Below are 20,094 nucleotides of genomic sequence, written 5' to 3'. Positions count from 1 at the left end.
CAACCCACCCGCAAGGGCCAACAACTTACCCGGCAAGGTGTTGTTGCAAGGCCTCGTCGAAACGAAACTGCCTCCACAATCCCAAACGATCGGAGGAATTTCGCGCATGGCTGGGTTCACGCATCTTTTCATCCCGGGGCCTACCAACATTCCAGAGCAAGTCCGGCAGGCCATGAACCTGCCGATGGAGGATATGCGCGCCGCCTCCTTCCCGGACCTGACCTTGCCGCTCTTCGAGGACATCAAACGAGTCTTCAAGAACGAAAGCGGCCGCGTCTTCATTTACCCCTCTTCCGGCACCGGCGCCTGGGAAGCGGCGATGACGAACGTGCTCAGCCCCGGCGACAAGGTGCTGATGTCGCGCTTCGGCCAGTTCTCGCATTTGTGGGTCGACATGGCCGAGCGCCTCGGCTTCGAGGTCGAAATCATCGACTGCGAATGGGGCACCGGCGTTCCGCTCGAAATCTATGCGGAACGGCTGAAGGCCGACAAGGCGCACCTTATCAAGGCGGTCTTCTGCACGCAGAACGAGACCGCGACGGGCGTCACCAGCGACGTCGCCGGCTGCCGCGCCGCGCTCGATGCGGCGAACCACCCGGCGCTCCTCTTCGTCGACGGCGTCTCCTCGATCGGCTCGATCGACTTCCGCCAGGAGGAATGGGGCGTCGACTGCGCCGTCAGCGGCTCGCAGAAAGGTTTCATGCTGCCGGCCGGCCTCGGTTTCCTGTCGGTCAGCAAGAAGGCGCTGGCCGCCTCGCGGATTTCGACGCACCGGCGCTGCTTCTTCTCCTTCGACGACATGATCCGCGCCAACGATGCCGGCTATTTCCCCTACACCCCGGCGACTCAGCTGCTGCGCGGCCTGCGCGCCTCGCTTGACCTGATCGAGGAGGAAGGGCTCGACAACATCTTCGCCCGCCACCATCGCCTTGCCGAAGGCGTGCGCAAGGCGGTCGACGCCTGGGGCCTGAAGCTCTGCGCCAAGGCGCCGAAATGGCATTCCGACACGGTCAGCGCCATTATGGTGCCGGAAGGCATCGATAGCGGCGATGTCGTCAAGCGCGCCTACCAGGCCTACCAGACGTCGCTCGGCGGCGGCTTGAACAAGGTGTTCGGAAAAGTCTTCCGCATCGGCCATCTCGGCTGGCTGAACGAGGTGATGGTCTGTGCCTCGCTGTCGGCGGCCGAAATGGCGCTGCTCGATTGCGGCGTGCGCCTCGCGCCCGGCTCGGGCGTGGCCGCGGCGATCGAGCACTTCCGCCGCACGGCCGGCGTCCCTGTCGCCAAGGCGGCGTGAGGAGCGGACCATGAGCCACACCATCAACCATCTGAAGAAGCTGAGACTCCAGCGCAGCGAGCTCGCCGTCCCGGGTTCGAGCCCGGAGATGATCGACAAGGCGGCCAACAGCGCCGCCGACTTCGTCTTCCTCGACATCGAGGATGCGGTCGCGCCGCCCGACAAGGAGCGCGCCCGCAAGAACATCATCCAGGCGCTCAACGACATCGACTGGCGCGCCAAGGGCAAGACCGTCTCGGTGCGCATCAACGGCCTCGACACGCATTACATGTACCGCGACGTCGTCGACGTCATGGAGCAGGCCGGCGATCGGCTGGATACGATCCTGGTGCCGAAGGTCGGCGTGCCGGCCGACCTCTATATGGTCGAGGCCATGGTCAACCAGATCGAGATGGCCAAGGGTTTCAAGACCTGCGTCGGTCTCGAAGCGCTGATCGAGACGGCGCTCGGCATGGCCAATGTCGAAGCGATCGCCGCCGCGCCCGGCCGGCTGGAAGCCATGCATTTCGGTGTCGCCGACTATGCCGCCTCAAACAAGGCGCGCACCGTCAACATCGGCGGCCTCAACCCCGACTATCCCGGCGACCAGTGGCATTTCGCGCTGTCGCGCATGACGGTCGCCTGCCGCGCCTATGGCTTGCGCGCCATCGACGGGCCGTTCGGCGATTTCTCCGATCCGGAAGGCTACACAGCGGCCGCCCGGCGCGCCGCGGCACTCGGCATCGAGGGCAAATGGGCGATCCATCCCTCGCAGATCGCCCTGGCCAACGACGTGTTCTCGCCGCCGGAGAAGGAAGTCACGCGCGCCCGCCGCATCCTCGAAGTGCTGAAGGAAGCGGAAGCGCTCGGCAAGGGTGCCGCCGCCCTCGACGGCAAGATGATCGACGCCGCTTCGGAGCGCATGGCGCGCAACGTGCTGGTGGTCAACGAGGCGATCGAGCGCGCCGGTCAGCAGCACGCTGCCGCGCAATAGAAAAATACCGGGAGGACAAGATGGACATCCACGAATACCAGGCCAAGGAACTGCTTGCCCGCCACGGCGTGCATGTGCCGCGCGGCGGCCTCGCCTACAGCCCCGAACAGGCGACCTACCGTGCCAGGGAGATCGGCGGCGCGAAATGGGTGCTGAAGGCGCAGGTCCATTCCGGCGCGCGCGGCAAGGCCGGCGGCATCAAGCTCTGCTCGAACGACGAGGAGATCTCCAACGCGGCCGAAGCCATGCTCGGGCGTAAACTGGTGACCCAGCAGACCGGCCCGCGCGGCAAGCTGATCTCGCGCCTCTATCTCGAGGAAGCCGTCGACATCGCGCAGGAGCTCTATCTCGGCTTCGTGCTCGACCGCAAGGAAGAGCGCGTCATGATCGTGGCGTCGGCCGCCGGCGGCATGGAGATCGAGGAGATCGCCGAGACGGCGCCGGATTCGATCATCCGCGCCACCGTCGATCCGGGCGTCGGCATGCAGCGCTTCCAGGCGCGCGAGATCGCCTTCGGCCTCGGGCTCGAGGACAATCTGATCGGCAAGGCGACCGAAACCATCCTCGGCTGCTACCGGGTGTTCCGCGACTACGACGCCACGATGCTGGAGATCAATCCGCTGGTGGTGACGCGCGACGGCAACCTCGTCGCGCTCGACGCCAAGATGTCCTTCGATGAGAACGCGCTGTTTCGTCGCCCGGAAATCTCGGAGCTGCGCGACAAGAGCCAGGAAGACCCGCGCGAGACGTTCGCCAGCGACCGCGGCCTCTCTTATGTCGGGCTCGACGGCAATATCGGCTGCATCATCAACGGCGCCGGCCTAGCCATGGCGACGATGGATATGATCAAGATCGCCGGGGGCGAGCCGGCCAACTTCCTCGACATCGGCGGCGGCGCCTCGCCGGAGCGGGTGGCGAAATCCTTCCGAGCCGTGCTCGGCGACAAGAATGTCGAGACCATCCTGGTCAACATCTTCGCCGGCATCAACCGCTGCGACTGGGTCGCCGAAGGCGTCATCAAGGCGATCCGCGAGGTCGGCGTCGATGTGCCGCTGGTGGTGCGCCTTTCCGGCACCAAGGTCGAGGAAGGGCGCAAGATCCTGGCCGATTCCGGCGAGGCGGTGATCGTCGCCGACACACTGGCCGAAGCCGCCGAAAAGGCCGTCGCCGCCTGGCGCGAAGCCACCAAGAACAAAAAAGCAGCCTGAGGGAGGTCGAGAAATGGCAATCCTGCTCAACCGCAGCACGCGCGTGATCGTGCAAGGGTTCACCGGCAAGATCGGCAGCTTCCATGCCGACGACATGAAGCGCTACGGCACCAAGCTGGTCGGCGGCGTCACCCCCGGCAAGGGCGGCCAGACGCATCTCGGCTTGCCTGTCTTCAACACGGTCAAGGGTGCGGTGCGCGAGACCCGCGCCGAGGCGAGCATCGTCTTCGTGCCGCCGCCCTTCGCCGCCGATTCGATCATGGAGGCCGCGGACGCCGGGATAAAACTCTGCGTCTGCATCACCGACGGCATCCCCTCGCAGGACATGATGCGGGTCAAGCGCTACATGCGCCGCTACCGCTTCGAGGACCGCATGCGGCTGGTCGGCCCGAACTGCGCCGGCGTCATCACCCCCGGACAGGCGCTGATGGGCATCATGCCAGGCAGCATCTATCTGCCGGGGCGCGTCGGCATCGTCGGCCGCTCAGGCACGCTGGGTTACGAGGCGGCCTCGCAGATGAAGGCGCTCGGCATCGGCGTGTCGACCAGCGTCGGCATCGGCGGCGACCCCATCAATGGCTCTTCCTTCAAGGACATCCTGCAGCTCTTCGAACGGGACGACGACACCGACGCTGTGGTGATGATCGGCGAGATCGGCGGCCCGCAGGAAGCCGAAGCCGCGATCTGGGCGCGCGACAATATGCGCAAGCCCCTGATCGCCTACATCGCCGGGCTTTCCGCACCGAAGGGAAGGCGCATGGGCCATGCCGGCGCGATCATCTCCGCCTTCGGCGAGTCGGCGCAGGAAAAGGTCGAGATCCTGAAGGAAGCCGGCGTCGTCATCGTGCCTACCCCCGCCTCCTTCGGCGAAGTGGTGGCCGATACGCTGGCGCGGACGAAGAAGGCTGCTTGATCGGTCTAGCCCTGACGGCTTTGGATTGGTTGGGAATTCCAGGCGGTGGCGGTCTTCATGACCCGCCGCCGCTTTCGTTTTGGCGAGCAAGACGCACGCAGCCGTGGCGACAGTCGCCTGCCATCGCCGGATTCATTGGCTTTTTGCGGAGATTTTGGTGCGGTCGAGAAGACTCGAACTTCCACGGGTTGCCCCACAGCGACCTCAACGCTGCGCGTCTACCAATTCCGCCACGACCGCACGTGGTAGGAGCCGGAACCGTCCGGCTCGGGGCCTGTAGCAAATCGTTTCCGGCGAAACAAGTGCGCTGAGCGGAATATTCGCGAATGCGTATCACCGACAGGTGCGCAGAGGTTTTGGGCGGACGAGGTGTTGCCTCCACAAGCCTCCGCAGCCCGCCTTCACGTTGCCGGAACTGGACGTTTTGGCCGATTGCCGCCATATGGGAGGAGCATCGAGAAAGTTCCATGACAGAACGCAGCCAGATCGCCACGTCGTTCCTGCCCCTGCCCGGCTCGGCACCGGTCGAATGGGTGATCGAGCCAGGCCTTACCGCCTATCCGGATGCCCTTGCCTTCATGGAGGCTCGCGCCGAAGCGATCCGCAGCGGCGCGGCAGGCGAAATGGTCTGGCTGGTCGAGCATCCGCCGCTCTACACCGCCGGCACCAGCGCCCGCATCGAGGACCTGATCGACCCCGACCGCTTCCCGGTCTTTGCCGCGGGCCGTGGCGGCGAATACGCCTATCACGGCCCCGGCCAGCGCGTGGCCTATGTCATGCTCGATCTGAAGCGCCGGCGCGAGGATGTGCGCGCCTTCGTCGCGGCGCTCGAGCAATGGATTATCTCCACGCTTGCCGCCTTCAATGTGCGCGGCGAGCGACGCGAGGACCGCGTCGGCGTCTGGGTGGTTCGGCCGGATCGTCCTGCCCTGCCGGACGGCACGTCGGTCGAGGACAAGATCGCGGCAATAGGCATCCGGCTACGGCGCTGGGTGAGCTTCCACGGCATCGCCATCAATGTCGAGCCGGATCTCGGCCATTTCAGCGGCATCGTGCCCTGCGGCGTTTCGGACCACGGCGTGACCAGCCTTGTTGATCTCGGCCTGCCCGTCACCATGGCAGATCTTGATCTGGCGCTGAAATCGGCGTTTGAGGATGTGTTCGGGCCTGCCGCAGTTTCGGTCGCCGAGCCTGCTCGCAAGGCTGGCTGAACGTCGCTCCGCCTGGAGTGTGTTGAGATTCAGGTCAGGCCGAGCCGAAAATGGTGGGTTCCGAGAACCGGAGCGGAGCGTACTTAAGTACGTGAGCACCGGAAGGGCAGGAAGCTGCCGTTTGCAGGCCGGACTCATCTGAATATCAACATACTCTACATCAGCTGCGCGGATGCCCACAGCATCCCGTAGCCGTGGATGGCAAAGACGGCGAGCAGCGCGCCGGCCATGGCCAGCCGGTCGAAGGTCTTGATCGGCTTCAGCTCGTGTCGCGGCTTCACGCCGCTGCCCATGGTGATCAGGCTGAGGATCGCGAACACCGCGCCGGCGATCAGCAGGAAGCTCGGCGAAAAACCGGCCCGCCAGCCGAGCGCCAGAAGCGCCGAGAGCAGCAGGAAGGACGCCAGCGCGAGTGCTGCCGGACCCGGGCAGATCTGACGCAGCACCTGGCCGCCGTCGAATTTCCACACCGGCACCAGATTGGCGATGTTGAACAGGGATGCGCAGCCGGCGAGCGTTGCCAGGAGCATGGCGACAAGCCGATGTCCCTCGCCGTTGGCGAAGCCGCTGGCGGCGATCAGCACCGGCACCAGGAAAGCGGAGAAGCCTGCGCCCATAAGCGCCACGAAAGCGACCTCGAAGCGGCTGTCATAGGGCCTTCCACCGATGGCAATGCCGCCAAGCAGCGGAATGAAGATCATCCGTGCCCGGCGATGCCCCGTCAGCCGGAAGGCCGCCATATGGCCGAGCTCGTGCAGGGCGACCACCGAGGTCAGGATCGCGGCAAGGGCCAGGCCGCCGATATTGAGGCCGAAGAACGGCCACAGGATCAGGGCCGAAAGCACGGCAAAGCCGATCTGGCTCAGCGGATGCTCGAACCAGCCGCCCTTGCGATACGTGCCGGTAGCCGCCCAGACGTCCAGCTTGCCGAGCTCGCGGCGCATGGCGAAGAAACGGAAGACCAGGAACGCGACGCCGCGGTAGCGATCGGTTTGAGTAAGCGTGACCCGCGTCGCATCACCCTCGGGTACGAGTTCGGCGGTCTCGCGATAGTTTGCCCAGAACGACGGATCGAGCGCAGTGTCCTCAATAACCCGCATCGAAAAGCGGCTGCCTTCCCTCACATCCTCGAACCGCGCCTTGCGTTCGATCGGCCGGCCGTCACGCCCTTCCCAGGACAGCTTGATCAGCACCGTCCCCTCGCCGTCCAGCGGCTCGGCGGAAAGGATCTCGCCGGACCATCCGGCGTCGCCGCCGAACGGCCACAGCGCCTGCCAGAGGCGATCGCGGTCGGCCTTGATCACGCGGCTGACCGTCACCGTGCGCAGTCCGAGCGGCACGGTCATCAAAAGAAAGATCAATCCGAGATTGCCGGCCACGAGGGTGACCGTGACGATGACCGACACCAAATTCGCTCCTGTCTTGAGGGAGCAACCTAGCGTCGGCGCGGCCAAGAAAGACTTAACAAGGAGTGGGCTCTTGCCCATCACCGGGCGGCCCTTGCCTATCCCGGGGCGGGCTCTTGCCCGCCCGAACAACGGTCGGGCATTTGCCCGTCCCGGCGGCGGCTAGGCCGCCCGATCACATGGCGCCGATCCAGATCGCCATGGAAACGAGGAAGGTGCTCATGCAAACCAGCGAGACGACATCCTGAACCAGATCAGACATAACTCTCTCCGTTGTTAGTATGTTCGTAGTTTGTTCTAATTTTGTTCGAATGTCAACGGCCGCCACACACCGCGCCGAACGAATCCGGGCGGTCCATTTCTGCAGGGTTAAGGAAAGGTTAGCGCACGATTGGGGGTATTTGCGCAGAGCCATGCCAAGCCGAGATTCGGATCGGGCTGAGTCGAGGATGGCGGGTTCCGAGAACCGGCCCACGCCGGCCGTAGCCTTCATGAGCGGAGACACTTATGAGGGCTTCGGCCGGCGAAGGCCGGAAGCTGCCGTCCGCAGGCCAGCCTCATCCGAATATCGGTTTGGCCTAAAGCGGCACGACCTTACCCTCGGCCAGCGTCACGCGCCGATCCATGCGCGAGGCCAGCTCATGGTTGTGGGTGGCGATCAGCGCCGCGAGGCCCGACTGCCTGACCAGCGCCTCCAGCGCATCGAACACATAGGAGGCGGTGACCGGATCGAGATTGCCGGTCGGCTCGTCGGCCAGCAGCACCAGCGGCGCATTGGCGACCGCGCGGGCAATGGCGACGCGTTGCTGCTCGCCGCCGGAAAGCTCCGCCGGCCGGTGCTGCGCGCGCTTGCCGATCTGCATGTAGTCGAGAAGCTGGGCTGCCCGCTCCGAAGCGTCCTTGGAGGAGAGCCCCTTGATCAGCTGCGGCATCATGATGTTCTCGAGCGCCGAGAACTCCGGCAGCAAATGATGAAACTGGTAGACGAAGCCGACATCGTTGCGGCGGATCGCGGTGCGCTCCTCGTCCGACAGCCGGCCGCAGGCACGGCCGGCGAGGATCACGTCGCCCGCATCGGGCCGCTCCAGCAGCCCCGCCGTATGCAGCAGTGTGGACTTGCCGGTGCCCGACGGCGCCACCAGCGCCACCATCTCGCCGCGCCGCAGCGAAAAGTCGGCGCCGTTCAGGATGGTGAGCTTGCGCGGCCCCTGGACGTAGTGCCGCTCGACGCCCTTCAACTCGATAATGGCCTCGGCCATCATTCGTACCTCAAGGCTTCGACCGGATCGAGCCGGGCGGCCCGCCAGGCCGGAAACACCGTCGCGAGGAACGACAGGGCCAGCGCCATGATGACGACGTAGGTCGTCTCGCGCGGATCCATCTTCGCCGGCAGCTGGCTGAGGAAATACAGCTCGGGGTTGAACAGGATCCTGCCGGTCATCCAGGAGAAGAACTGGCGGATCGATTCGATGTTGAGGCAGATGACGACGCCGAGCAGCACGCCGGCGATGGTCCCGGTGACGCCGATCGCCGCCCCGGTCATCAGGAAGATGCGCAAGATCGCGCCGCGCGAGGCGCCCATCGTGCGCAGGATGGCGATGTCGTGGCCTTTGTCCTTCACCAGCATGATGAGGCCGGAAATGATGTTGAGCGCCGCCACCAGCACGATCAGTGTGAGAATCATGAACATGACGTTGCGCTCGACCTGCAGCGCCGAGAAGAAGGTCTCGTTGCGCTGGCGCCAGTCGACGAGATCGACCGGCCGTTGCGCCGCCTGCTCGACCAGCGGCTTCAGCGCGTCGACATTGTCGGGATTGTCGACATAGATCTCGATGGTCTGCGCGCGGCCGTCCATGTTGAAATAGAGCTGCGCTTCGGAGAACGGCATATAGACGATCGAGCTGTCATATTCCGACATGCCGACCTCGAAGATCGCCGCCACCTTGTAGCCCTTCATGCGCGGCGTGGTGCCGAGCGGCGTCACGTCGCCGTCCGGCGAGATCAGCGTGATCGTGTCGCCGAGCACCAGTCCGAGGCTTTCCGCCATACGCTTGCCGATCGCCACGCCGTCGCCGGTGTCGAAACCGTCGAGCGTGCCCTGCTTGATGTTGCTGGCGACGATCGAAATCTTGCCGAGATCCTCGCCGCGGATGCCGCGCACCAACGCGCCCGTGCCGCCGCCGACATTGCCTTGCGCCAGCACCTGGCCGTCGATCAGCGGAATGGCGTATTTGACGCCCGCGACACCGTTGATGCGGCTCGCCACCTGGGCGTAATCCTCCAGCGGCGAATCGAGCGGCTGCACGATGAGGTGGCCGTTGACGCCGAGGATCCGGGTGAGCAATTCGGCGCGAAAACCGTTCATCACGGCCATGACGACGATCAGCGTCGCGACGCCCAGCATGATGCCGAGGAAGGAGATCGAGGCGATGACCGAGATCACCGTTTCCTTGCGGCGCGAGCGCAGATAGCGCCAGGCCACCATGCGTTCGAAGCCGGAGAAAGCGCCCGCCGCTGACCTGGCCGCTGCCGCCGGCTCGCTCATGCGGCGATACCCAGGCGTTTCTTGGCTTCCGCGATCGGCAGTGTGGCGCGCTCGCCCGACTTGCGGTTCTTGATCTCGACCTCGCCGGCGGCCACGCCGCGCGGTCCGACGATCACCTGCCACGGCAGGCCGATCAGATCCGCGGTGGCGAACTTGCCGCCGGGCCGCTGGTCGGTGTCGTCATAGAGCACGTCCTTGCCGGCCGAAGTGAGCGCCGCATAAAGCTCGTCGCAGACGCGGTCGCATTCGCCGTCGCCGACCTTCATGTTGATCAGGCCGATATCGAAGGGCGCCACCGCCTCCGGCCAGATGATGCCGTTCTCGTCATGGCTCGCCTCGATGATCGCCGCGACCAGCCGCGACGGACCGATGCCATAGGAGCCGCCCGAGGCGTAATGGTCCTTGCCGTCGGGTCCGGTCACCTTGGCGCCCATGGGCTTGGAGTATTTCTCGCCGAAGTAGAAGATGTGGCCGACTTCGATGCCGCGCGCCGAGACCTGCTCGCTTGGCGGAACGTTCGCCCAGGCCGCCTCTTCATGCATCTCGTCGGTGGCGGCATAAGGCGTCGTCCACTTCTTCACGATGTCGCCGATCTCGGCATCGTTGGAGAAGTTGGTGCCGGCGCCCGGCACGTCGAGCGACAGATAGGCGCGGTCGCAGAACACCTGGCTCTCGCCGGTGTCGGCCAGGATGATGAACTCATGGCTGAGATCGCCGCCGATCGGGCCGGTGTCGGCGCGCATCGGAATGGCCTGCAGCCCCATGCGTGTGAACGTTCTGAGGTAGGAGACGAACATGCGGTTGTAGGCGGCCCTGGCGCCCTCGAAATCGAGGTCGAAGGAGTAAGCATCCTTCATCAGGAACTCCCTGCTGCGCATGACGCCGAAGCGCGGGCGCACCTCGTCGCGGAACTTCCACTGGATGTGGTAGAGGTTGAGCGGCAGATCCTTGTAGGACTTCACATAGGCGCGGAAAATCTCGGTGACCATCTCTTCATTGGTCGGCCCGTAGAGCATGTCGCGATCCTGGCGGTCCTTGATGCGCAGCATCTCCTTGCCGTAGTCGTTGTAACGGCCGCTTTCTCGCCACAGATCCGCCGACTGGATGGTCGGCATCAGGATTTCCAGCGCGCCGGCGCGGTTCTGTTCCTCGCGGATGATCCGGCAGACCTTGTCCAGCACGCGCTTTCCCAGCGGCAGCCATGAAAAGCTGCCCTGCCCCTGCTGCCGGATCATGCCGGCGCGCAGCATCAGCCGGTGCGAGACGATTTCGGCCTCGCGGGGATTTTCTTTGAGAATGGGCAGGAAATAGCGCGACAAACGCATGGACTGGTCCGTGAGTGAAAATGGCGGCGCGGGAATCGGCGCAACCGAGGCTGCTTGCCCGGGCTTCATAGCCATTTCATGGCCGAATGGAAACCCGAGTGCCCCAAAGTATCGGGGCCTTCTGCACCTTACCAAAAAGGCGATTTTGGCTGCAAAGTGCCGCAAATGGCTTTTTGATCGATTCACAAGCAAGCCCTGCCGCACTATTGTGCAGTGCAGCACGATATTGCCTGTTTCGAGGCAAAATTCTTCGTGACATTTTCACCTGCCTTGGTCTAGTGTGCGCCGATAACCGAGAGGGCGGAGAAAAATCTGCTCTCCTACGCGGTCAAAGTCTTGGGAGGATGCGATCTAGGCGCGGTAACTCGCTGCCGCCGGACACCGGAAACAGATCGGACGCGTTTAAATTGCAAGGCCTTGTGCCTTGCATTTTTTTTGTGCAATCATCTGCTTAACACAACCATCTGCCAAACAGCATCAGGCGTGATTAGCCGTTGAATCGGAAGCCGGCTTCCGATCTCAACCTTGGCGCGCGTATGCTGCTCAATACTTGCGGAAACTGCGTTGTCGCCTTCAGTGACTGACGTCCGGCGTGAAGTCCGGCATGATCCGCATGACGTCGTCGAAGCTATACCCCAGGCCCATCGTCAAGCCGTAGAGAATGCCCATCACGACCACCGTCACGATCGTCGCGCGGACGAAGGCGCGCAGCATATGCGGGCCGCGCGGCGCGCTGGAAACGGTGCCAAGCGTGACATCCTGGTCGTCGTCCTGGGTGCGCAAGCTGAACGGAAGAACAACGAACAGCACCATCCACCAGATGACGAAGAACAGCGCGGCGAACAGTATCCAGTTCATATCTGCTCCAGTTCGACCAGCGTGCCGAAGAAATCCTTGGGATGCAGGAACAGCACCGGCTTGCCATGCGCGCCGATCTTCGGATTGCCGTCGCCCAGCACGCGCGCGCCGCTTTGCTTCAAATGATCGCGAGCGGCCAGGATGTCGTCGACCTCATAGCAGACGTGATGCATGCCGCCGGATGGATTCTTCTCGAGGAACGCGGCGATGGGTGAAGTCTCGCCCAGCGGCTCCAGCAACTCGATCTTGGTGTTGCCGACATCGACGAACACGACGGTCACGCCATGCTCCGGCAGCGCTTGCGGCTCGCTCAACCGCGCGCCCAGCGTATCGCGATAGGCGGCCATTGCCGCGGCCAGATCCGGCACGGCAAGCGCGACATGGTTCAGGCGTCCAAGCATTGGCGGTTTCCCTAGGCAGTAGGCAGTAGGCAGTAGGAAGCAAATTTGGCGAGCTAAAAGCAATCGCTTTCCTATTGCCTACTGCCTACTGCCTATTCCCTACTGCCCTACTCTTCATCTCGTCACAAACACAGTCACCAGCGGCTTCTTGCCCCAGGCTTCGTTGGCGGCGCCGCGCACGGCACGGCGCACCGCTTCCTGCACTAGGTCGAGGTCTTTTCGGCGCTGGCGTGGAATGGAGTCCACCGCGCCGATTGCCGCATCGAGCATCAGGTCCTCCAGCGTCTCGCCGCTGGCATCGGCCTCGGCGACGCCGATCGCCACCAGGTCGGGGTCGCCGGCAAGCTCATATTTGTCGTCGAGCACGACATTGACGGCGACATGGCCGGCGAAGGAAAGCTTGCGGCGGTCGCGTATGCCCATCGCCTGGTCGGTGCCGATCAGCGAGCCATCCTTGTAGAGCCGCCCGAACGGCACCTGGTCGATGATCGTCGCCGGGCCGGGCCAGAGCCTGAGCATGTCGCCGTCGCGCACTTGCGCCACCTGGCCGATGCCCGACATCGACATCAGCGAGCCCTGCGCCACCAGATGCGCCGCCTCGCCATGCACGGGAACGCCGATCTGCGGCCGGACCCATTCATACATCTTGCGCAACTCGCTGCGGCGCGGATGGCCCGACACATGCACCAGCGCATCGCCGTCCTCGATGATCTTCATGCCAAGATCGATCAGCCGGTTCTTGATCTCGAGAATCGCCTTCTCGTTGCCGGGAATGGTGCGCGAGGAAAACACGACGGTATCGCCGGCCGTCAGCGCCACCGACTTCATCTCGTCGCGCGAAAGCTTGGCAAGCGCGGCCAGCGGCTCGCCCTGGCTGCCCGTGCAGATGATCACCAGGTTCTCGCGCGGGATATAGCCGTAGTCTTCCTCGGCGATGAACTCCGGCAGGCCATCCATGTAGCCGAGCTCGCCCGCCACATCGATGACGCGCTTCAGCGAGCGGCCGAGCACCAGGCACTGCCGGCCGGCATCGCGTGCCGCCCTGGCGATCGAGACGATGCGCCCGACATTGGAGGAGAAGGTGGTGACGGCAACGCGCCCCTTGGCTTTCTCGATGACGCCCTTGAGGCCTTCGCCGACCGCGACTTCCGACGGCGACTCCCCTTCCCTCAACGCGTTGGTGGAATCGCAGATCAGCGCCAGCACGCCCTTGTCGCCATAGGCGCGGAAACGCGCCTCGTCGGTCTTCGGGCCGATCGTCGGCGCCGGGTCGATCTTCCAGTCGCCGGTGTGGATGACGGTGCCGGCGGGCGTGGTGATCGCCAGCGACATCGGCTCGGGGATCGAATGCGCCACTGGAATGGCCTCGATCTCGAAAGGTCCGATGGTGAATTTCTCGCCGGCCCGGTAGATCGACGCCGGAATCTTCGGGGCGTTCTGCTCGCCCTGCCGCTTGGCCTCGAGCAGGCCGGCCGTGAACGGCGTCATCCAGACAGGGACTTTAAGCTTCGGCCAGATATCGAGCAGCGCGCCGTAATGGTCCTCATGCGCATGGGTAATGACGATGCCGCGCAGGCCGTCGAGATTCTCCTCGATGAAGCGCGTATCGGGCAGGATGAGATCGACGCCGGGATGTGCCGAGTCCGGAAAGGTGACGCCGACATCGACAATGATCCATTCGCGCGCGTCGGCAGGCCCATAGCCGTAAAGGGCGAAGTTCATGCCGATCTCGCCAACGCCGCCCAGCGGCGCGAAAACGAGCTCGGCGTTTTCCTTATTCGCCATGAATTCTTTCCTTCCTGGCCGCCTTGGCCAAGCCGTTGGCACAATTCCGGGAAAAGCGTGTCACGGTTTTCCGTCCGGAATTGCGCAAAAACAAAATTATACCCGGGCCGAGGCGACAGCGCCGAAATGCACGTCGCCGGCCGCGATCGTCAAAACCGATCCCTCATCGTCGCGGATCACAAAACGGCAGTCCTCGTCAATGGTCTCGAAGACGCCGCGCACCACATTACCGTCAATTCTGACAGCAACCTCGCCGCCGAGGCCCGCTGCGCGGCCAAGCCAGCGCTTTCTGATGGCATCGAGCCCGCGCCCGTCATCCCACAGCCGGGCATTCTCGCTCCAGGCATCCGAAAGCGCCAGGAACAGCGTTTCGGCGTCGCACTGCGCACCCAATGCCTGCAGCGATGTCGCCGGATAAGGCAAATCTTCCGGGTAGGCCACGACATTGACGCCGATGCCGACCGCAACCGCGAAGCGGCCGCCTTCCAGCATCGTCGATTCCAGCAATATGCCGGCAAGCTTGGCGCCCGAGGCCAGCACGTCGTTCGGCCATTTCAGCTCGAAGCGGTTGCGGCCCTGGCTCGCGCCGTCAACGGCGACGGCGATCCGGCCCTTCGGCACGACGGCGTCGAGCGCGTCGGCCAGCGACAGCCCCGCGACGAAGCCGAGCGTCGCAGCAAGCCGCAGCTCGCCGCCCGGAACCAGGAGCAGCGTCGCCGCAAGATTGCCTTCGGGCGTGGCCCAGACACGGCCACGGCGTCCGCGGCCGCTTTCCTGCTTCTTCGAAACGACCCAGAGCTTGCCGGGATCGCCGGCGCGCGCGTGTTCCAGCGCCAGCGCGTTGGTCGAGCCGACGCTGTCATGCGCCTCGAGCCGGAACCCCTCCGACGCCGCGGTTGGAGCCAGTCGAAATGCCATCCCGTCAAAAGAAGGTCTTGGCGGCGGCTTCGGCATAATTGCCGATCGGCCCGCCGATCAGCACATAGAACAGCACGAAGGCGCCGCTGACGCCGAGCACCAGGCGCAGCTCGCTGGCCATCGGCACAAAACCGCCGACCGGCTCGTCGAACCACATGATCTTGATGATGCGCAGATAGTAGTAGGCGCCCACCACCGAGGCCAGCACGCCGATGATCGCCAGCGCGTAGAGATGCGCGTTGATGGCGGCCAGGAACACGTACCACTTCCCCCAGAAACCCGCGAGCGGCGGAATGCCGGCCAGCGAGAACATCAGGATGGTGAGGATGGTGGCCATGATCGGGTTGGTCGAGGACAGGCCGGCGAGATCGCTGATCTGCTCGACATTGCCCTCCTTGCGCCGCATGGCGAGGATGAAGGCGAAGGTGCCGAGCGTCATCACCAGATAGATCAGCATGTAGATGGCGACGCCGCGCACGCCGGCCTGGCTGTTGGCGGCAAGGCCGACCAGCGCATAGCCCATATGACCGATCGAGGAATAGGCCATCAGGCGCTTGATGTTGGTCTGGCCGATGGCCGCGAAGGCGCCGAGCGCCATCGAGGCGATCGAGATGAAGACGACGATCTGCTGCCAGTCCGAAGCGATCGGCTTGAAGGCGCCCATGGTGACGCGCACGATCAGCGCCATCGCCGCCATTTTCGGCGCCGCGGCCAGGAAGGCGGTGATCGGCGTCGGCGCGCCTTCGTAGACGTCCGGCGTCCACATATGGAACGGCACGGCCGAGATCTTGAAGGCAAGGCCGGCGAGCACGAACACCAGGCCGAAGACGAGGCCAAGCTGGCGCTCGCCGCTGGAGAGCGCCGTCGCGATCTCCTGGAAGCCGGTGTTGCCGGTGTAGCCGTAGACGAGGCTGATGCCGTAGAGCAGCATGCCCGACGACAGCGCGCCGAGGACGAAATATTTCAGGCCCGCCTCGGTCGAACGCAGATTGTCGCGGTTGATCGCCGCGAGCACATAGATCGCCAGCGACTGCAGCTCGAGCCCGAGATACAGCCCAATCATGCCGTTGGCCGAGATCATCAGCATCATGCCGAGCGTGCAGAGCAGGATAAGAACCGGGAATTCGAACTTGTCGAAATGTTCCTGGCGCGCGAAGCGCATCGACATGACCAGCGTCACCGCCGAGCCGATCAGCGCCAGCATCTTCATGAAGGCGCTGAAGGAATCCTGCACGAAGGCGCCGCCATAGGCGGCGCCCCGTCCGTCGGAGAAGGCGAGCCACAGGCCGGCAACCGCCAGCACGATGACGGCCAGCCCGGTCACGGTCGTGGTGTTGTTGGAGCGCGAATAGGCTCCGATCATCAGGAGCACCAGCGCGCCGACGGCCAGGATCAGTTCCGGCGTCGAGAGCGAAAGGCTGGAGAGAAGGTCCGGCGTCATGGTCTATTCCCCAGTCAGTTCGCCGCCGCGGTCTGCGCGGAATTGATGGATGCGGTGACGTTGGTGACGAGCGTCTTGACCGAAGCGGCCGTCGCGTCGAACACCGGCGCCGGGTAGACGCCGAAGAAGATCACCAGCACCACCAGCGGATAGACGATCGCCTTCTCGCGCGGCGACAGATCGAGCAGGTTTTTCAGGCTGTCCTTGGTCAGCGCGCCGAAGATCACTCGGCGATAGAGCCACAGCGCATACGCCGCCGACAGGATAACGCCGGTGGCGGCGAAGAACGCCACCCAGGTGTTGACCTTGAACACGCCGAGCATGGTCAGGAATTCGCCGATGAAGCCGCTGGTGCCCGGCAGGCCGACATTGGCCATGGTGAAGATCATGAACACGGTCGCGTATTTCGGCATGTTGTTGACGAGGCCGCCATAGGCGTCGATCTCGCGCGTATGCATGCGGTCGTAGATGACGCCGACGCACAGGAACAGCGCGCCTGAGACGAGGCCGTGGCTGAGCATCTGGAAGATCGCGCCCTGCACGCCTTCCTGGTTCATCGCGAAGATGCCCATGGTGACGAAGCCCATGTGGGCTACCGACGAATAGGCGATCAGCTTCTTCATGTCCTCCTGCATCAGCGCCACCAGCGAGGTGTAGATGATGGCAACGACCGAGAGCGTGAACACCAGCGGCGCGAACATCGCCGATGCCTCCGGGAACATCGGCAGCGAGAAGCGCAGGAAGCCGTACCCTCCCATCTTCAGGAGGATGCCGGCCAGGATGACCGAACCGGCGGTCGGCGCCTCGACGTGGGCGTCGGGCAGCCAGGTGTGCACCGGCCACATCGGCATCTTCACCGCGAAGGAGGCGAAGAAGGCGAGCCACAGCCAGGTCTGCATGCCGGCCGGGAAATTATGCGTCAAAAGCGTCGGGATATCGGTGGTGCCCGACTGGAAGAACATCGCCATGATGGCGAGCAGCATCAGCACCGAGCCGGCGAGCGTATAGAGGAAGAACTTGAACGAGGCATAGACACGGCGCTTGCCGCCCCAGACGCCGATGATGATGAACATCGGGATCAGGCCGGCCTCGAAGAAGACGTAGAACAAGACGATGTCGAGCGCGCAGAACACGCCGATCATCAGCGTCTCGAGGATCAGGAAGGCGATCATATAGGCCTTGACCCGCTTCTCGATCGCTTCCCAGGAGGCCAGGATGCAGAACGGCATCAGGAAGGTGGTCAGGATGACGAACAGCATCGAAATGCCGTCGACGCCCATGTGGTAGGAGATGCCCGAATCCAGCCAGGCGTGCTTCTCGACGAACTGGAAGCCGGCCTGCGAATTGTCGAAGCCCATCCAGATGAACAGCGAGATGACGAAGGTGAACGCCGTCGTGATGAAAGCGATGGCGCGGATGTTGCGGCGCGCGTTCTCATTGTCATCGTCGATGAACAAGATGAGCAGAACACCAACCAGCGGCAGGAAGGTGACCAGCGAGAGGATTGGCCAGTCGGTCATCAGAGCATCATCCAGGTGACGAGAGCGGCCACGCCGATCAGCATGGCGAAGGCGTAGTGATAGAGGTAGCCGGTCTGCAGCTTGACGACCCGGTTGGTGACGTCGACGACGCGCGCCGAGATGCCGTCCGGGCCGAGACCGTCGATGATCGTGCCGTCACCGGTCTTCCACAGGAAGCGGCCGAGACGCTTGGCCGGCTGCACGAACAGGAAGTCGTATAGCTCGTCGAAATACCACTTGTTGAGCAGGAAGGCGTAAAGGCCGCGATGGTTAGCCGCCAGTTCCCTCGGCGTCTCCGGCTTGCGGATATAGAACTGCCAGGCGACCAGCAGGCCGATCACCATGGCGACGAACGGCGCCAATTCCACCCACAACGGCAATTCGTGGATCTCGTGCAGGATGTGGTTGTCCGGCAGCGTGAACAACGACGCCTTCCAGAACTCGCCATAGCCTTCGCCGATGAAAGCGCCGTGGAAGATGATACCCGCGAACAGCGCGCCGGCGGCCAGCACATAGAGCGGCACCAGCATCACCGGCGGCGATTCATGGACATGGTGCATGACCTCGTGGCTGGCACGCGGCTCGCCATGGAAGGTCATGAAGATCAGCCGCCAGGAGTAGAAGCTGGTGAAGCAGGCGGCGACCACCAGCAGGATAAAGGCGAAACCGGCGACCGCATTGTGGCTGGCGAAGGAGGTTTCGATGATGGCGTCCTTGGAGAAGAAGCCGGCGGTGCCGATCACCGTCGCCGGAATGCCGACGCCCGTCAGCGCCAGCGTGCCGATGACCATCATCCAGTAGGTCTTCGGGATCAGATTGCGAAGGCCGCCCATCTTGCGCATGTCCTGCTCGTCGGAGACAGCGTGGATGACCGAGCCGGAGCCGAGGAACAGCAGCGCCTTGAAGAACGCATGCGTGAACAGGTGGAAGATCGCCGCGCCATAAGCGCCGACGCCGAGCGCCACAAACATATAGCCGAGCTGCGAGCAGGTCGAATAGGCTATGACGCGCTTGATGTCGTTCTGGACCAGGCCGACCGTCGCCGCGAAGAAGGCGGTGAAGGCGCCGATGAAGGTGACAACGGTCAGCGCCGTATGCGACAGCTCGAACAGCGGCGAGAGCCTTGCTAGCATGAACACGCCGGCGGTCACCATGGTCGCCGCGTGGATGAGCGCGGAGACCGGCGTCGGGCCTTCCATGGCGTCCGGCAGCCAGGTGTGCAGCGGCACCTGCGCCGACTTGCCCATGGCGCCCATGAAGAGCAGCAGGCAGACCACGGTCAGCGCCGACTGCTTGTCGAGCGCGTGGCCGAGGAAAGTGAGCACGGCAGCGCCCGCCGGCGCGCCTTCGGCCGGCAGGAAGGAGGCCGCATTGGCGAAGATGGTGCCGAGATTGACCGAGCCGAACAGCACGAAGACGCCGAAAATGCCGAGCGCGAAGCCGAAGTCGCCGACGCGGTTGACGACGAAAGCCTTGATCGCCGCCGCATTGGCCGACGGCTTCTTGTACCAGAAGCCGATCAAGAGATAGGAGGCGAGACCGACGCCCTCCCAGCCGAAGAACATCTGGATGAGGTTATCGGCCGTCACCAGCATCAGCATCGCGAAGGTGAACAGCGACAGATAGGCAAAGAAGCGCGGACGGTTCGGATCGTGGTGCATGTAGCCGATCGAATAGATGTGAACCAGCGCCGACACCGTGTTGACGACGACCAGCATCACCACCGTCAGCGTATCAATCCTGAGCGCCCACGACGCGTCGATGCCGCCCGACTGGATCCAGCGCAGCACTGGCACTGTGAACACCTCGCCATGGCCGAAGCCGACGGCGAAGAAGGCGATCCACGACAGCACAGCCGCGATCACCAGGAAGCCGGAGGTGATGTATTCGGAAGCCTTGGCGCCGAGCGAATTGCCGAACAGGCCGACAATCAGGAAGCCAAGCAGCGGAAGGAAGACGATAGCCTGATACATGGTGGTTCCCGTCAACCCTTCATCGCGCTCACGTCTTCGACCGCGATCGAGCCGCGGTTGCGGAAGAAGACGACAAGAATGGCAAGACCGATCGCGGCCTCGGCCGCCGCGACCGTCAGCACGAACAGGGCAAAGACCTGTCCGACGAGGTCATGCAGCGCCGCCGAGAAAGCGACGAAGTTGATGTTGACCGCAAGCAGGATGAGCTCGATCGACATCAGGATGACGATGATGTTGCGGCGGTTCAGGAAGATGCCGAACACGCCGAGCGTGAACAGGATCGCCGATACGGTCAGATAATGTGCAATGCCGACGACCAT

17 protein-coding genes and 1 tRNA gene are annotated in these 20,094 nt (G+C 63.9%); 5 read left to right on the top strand and 13 right to left on the bottom strand.

Annotated features, from left to right (window positions below; genetic code table 11):
* Positions 1-106: 106 nt before the first annotated feature.
* From FJ430_RS16610 to sucD, 4 genes are read left to right on the top strand one after another with little or no spacing between them, the layout of a single operon-like run.
* Positions 107-1,297 carry an aminotransferase class V-fold PLP-dependent enzyme gene (locus FJ430_RS16610; protein ID WP_140646668.1) on the top strand — a complete coding sequence of 397 codons (1,191 nt, stop codon included), beginning with the start codon at positions 107-109 and terminating at the stop codon, positions 1,295-1,297.
* Between the two features lie 10 nt (positions 1,298-1,307).
* Complete coding sequence (locus tag FJ430_RS16605; RefSeq protein WP_140705669.1) at positions 1,308-2,270, top strand: HpcH/HpaI aldolase/citrate lyase family protein; 963 nt, start codon at positions 1,308-1,310, stop codon at positions 2,268-2,270.
* A 20-nt stretch (positions 2,271-2,290) separates the two neighbouring features.
* Positions 2,291-3,478: a malate--CoA ligase subunit beta gene (locus tag FJ430_RS16600; protein WP_140705671.1), complete on the top strand. Its 1,188-nt coding sequence runs from the start codon at positions 2,291-2,293 to the stop codon at positions 3,476-3,478.
* 13 nt (positions 3,479-3,491) lie between these two features.
* Positions 3,492-4,391, top strand: a complete 900-nt coding sequence (sucD, locus tag FJ430_RS16595; RefSeq protein WP_040981997.1) for a succinate--CoA ligase subunit alpha — start codon at positions 3,492-3,494, stop codon at positions 4,389-4,391.
* Between the two features lie 155 nt (positions 4,392-4,546).
* Here sucD and FJ430_RS16590 read toward each other — a convergent pair.
* A tRNA-Leu gene (locus FJ430_RS16590) sits at positions 4,547-4,631 on the bottom strand.
* A 227-nt stretch (positions 4,632-4,858) separates the two neighbouring features.
* On the opposite strand from FJ430_RS16590, the gene lipB reads away from it, so the two are divergent.
* The gene (gene lipB / locus FJ430_RS16585; RefSeq protein WP_140705673.1) at positions 4,859-5,602 is read left to right on the top strand and encodes a lipoyl(octanoyl) transferase LipB; all 744 of its coding nucleotides are present in this window, start codon (positions 4,859-4,861) and stop codon (positions 5,600-5,602) included.
* Between the two features lie 155 nt (positions 5,603-5,757).
* Here the strand turns inward: lipB and FJ430_RS16580 are convergent, their stop codons facing one another.
* From FJ430_RS16580 to nuoK, 12 genes are all read right to left on the bottom strand, one after another.
* Positions 5,758-7,008 (bottom strand): SRPBCC family protein, encoded by a 1,251-nt coding sequence (locus tag FJ430_RS16580; protein WP_140705675.1) that lies wholly within the window; start codon positions 7,006-7,008, stop codon positions 5,758-5,760.
* A 578-nt stretch (positions 7,009-7,586) separates the two neighbouring features.
* On the bottom strand, positions 7,587-8,267 hold the full coding sequence (locus tag FJ430_RS16575) for an ABC transporter ATP-binding protein (RefSeq protein WP_140646673.1): 681 nt from the start codon (positions 8,265-8,267) through the stop codon (positions 7,587-7,589).
* Complete coding sequence (locus FJ430_RS16570) at positions 8,267-9,553, bottom strand: lipoprotein-releasing ABC transporter permease subunit (protein ID WP_140653614.1); 1,287 nt, start codon at positions 9,551-9,553, stop codon at positions 8,267-8,269. The genes FJ430_RS16575 and FJ430_RS16570 overlap by 1 nt, the downstream gene beginning before the upstream one ends.
* On the bottom strand, positions 9,550-10,878 hold the full coding sequence (proS, locus tag FJ430_RS16565) for a proline--tRNA ligase (protein WP_140705677.1): 1,329 nt from the start codon (positions 10,876-10,878) through the stop codon (positions 9,550-9,552). The genes FJ430_RS16570 and proS overlap by 4 nt, the downstream gene beginning before the upstream one ends.
* A gap of 573 nt (positions 10,879-11,451) precedes the next feature.
* Positions 11,452-11,736 carry a DUF1467 family protein gene (locus tag FJ430_RS16560; protein ID WP_140646676.1) on the bottom strand — a complete coding sequence of 95 codons (285 nt, stop codon included), beginning with the start codon at positions 11,734-11,736 and terminating at the stop codon, positions 11,452-11,454.
* On the bottom strand, positions 11,733-12,137 hold the full coding sequence (gene mce, locus FJ430_RS16555; RefSeq protein ID WP_140705680.1) for a methylmalonyl-CoA epimerase: 405 nt from the start codon (positions 12,135-12,137) through the stop codon (positions 11,733-11,735). Before mce ends, FJ430_RS16560 begins: the two co-directional genes overlap by 4 nt.
* A gap of 114 nt (positions 12,138-12,251) precedes the next feature.
* On the bottom strand, positions 12,252-13,922 hold the full coding sequence (locus FJ430_RS16550; protein WP_140705682.1) for a ribonuclease J: 1,671 nt from the start codon (positions 13,920-13,922) through the stop codon (positions 12,252-12,254).
* Between the two features lie 96 nt (positions 13,923-14,018).
* Positions 14,019-14,840 carry a biotin--[acetyl-CoA-carboxylase] ligase gene (locus FJ430_RS16545; RefSeq protein ID WP_140705684.1) on the bottom strand — a complete coding sequence of 274 codons (822 nt, stop codon included), beginning with the start codon at positions 14,838-14,840 and terminating at the stop codon, positions 14,019-14,021.
* A 4-nt stretch (positions 14,841-14,844) separates the two neighbouring features.
* Positions 14,845-16,281, bottom strand: coding sequence for an NADH-quinone oxidoreductase subunit NuoN (nuoN, locus tag FJ430_RS16540; RefSeq protein ID WP_140705686.1), 1,437 nt, complete (start codon positions 16,279-16,281; stop codon positions 14,845-14,847).
* 14 nt (positions 16,282-16,295) lie between these two features.
* The gene (locus tag FJ430_RS16535) at positions 16,296-17,801 is read right to left on the bottom strand and encodes an NADH-quinone oxidoreductase subunit M (protein ID WP_140705688.1); all 1,506 of its coding nucleotides are present in this window, start codon (positions 17,799-17,801) and stop codon (positions 16,296-16,298) included.
* Positions 17,801-19,774, bottom strand: coding sequence for an NADH-quinone oxidoreductase subunit L (gene nuoL, locus FJ430_RS16530; RefSeq protein WP_140705691.1), 1,974 nt, complete (start codon positions 19,772-19,774; stop codon positions 17,801-17,803). The genes FJ430_RS16535 and nuoL overlap by 1 nt, the downstream gene beginning before the upstream one ends.
* 11 nt (positions 19,775-19,785) lie before the next feature.
* Entirely contained in the window at positions 19,786-20,094 is a 309-nt protein-coding gene (nuoK, locus tag FJ430_RS16525; RefSeq protein WP_027168992.1) for an NADH-quinone oxidoreductase subunit NuoK, read from the bottom strand.

The sequence above is a fragment of the Mesorhizobium sp. B2-8-5 genome (assembly GCF_006440675.2).
Classification (GTDB): Bacteria; Pseudomonadota; Alphaproteobacteria; order Rhizobiales; family Rhizobiaceae; genus Mesorhizobium.
This window is presented reverse-complemented; position numbering and strand designations above follow the sequence as displayed.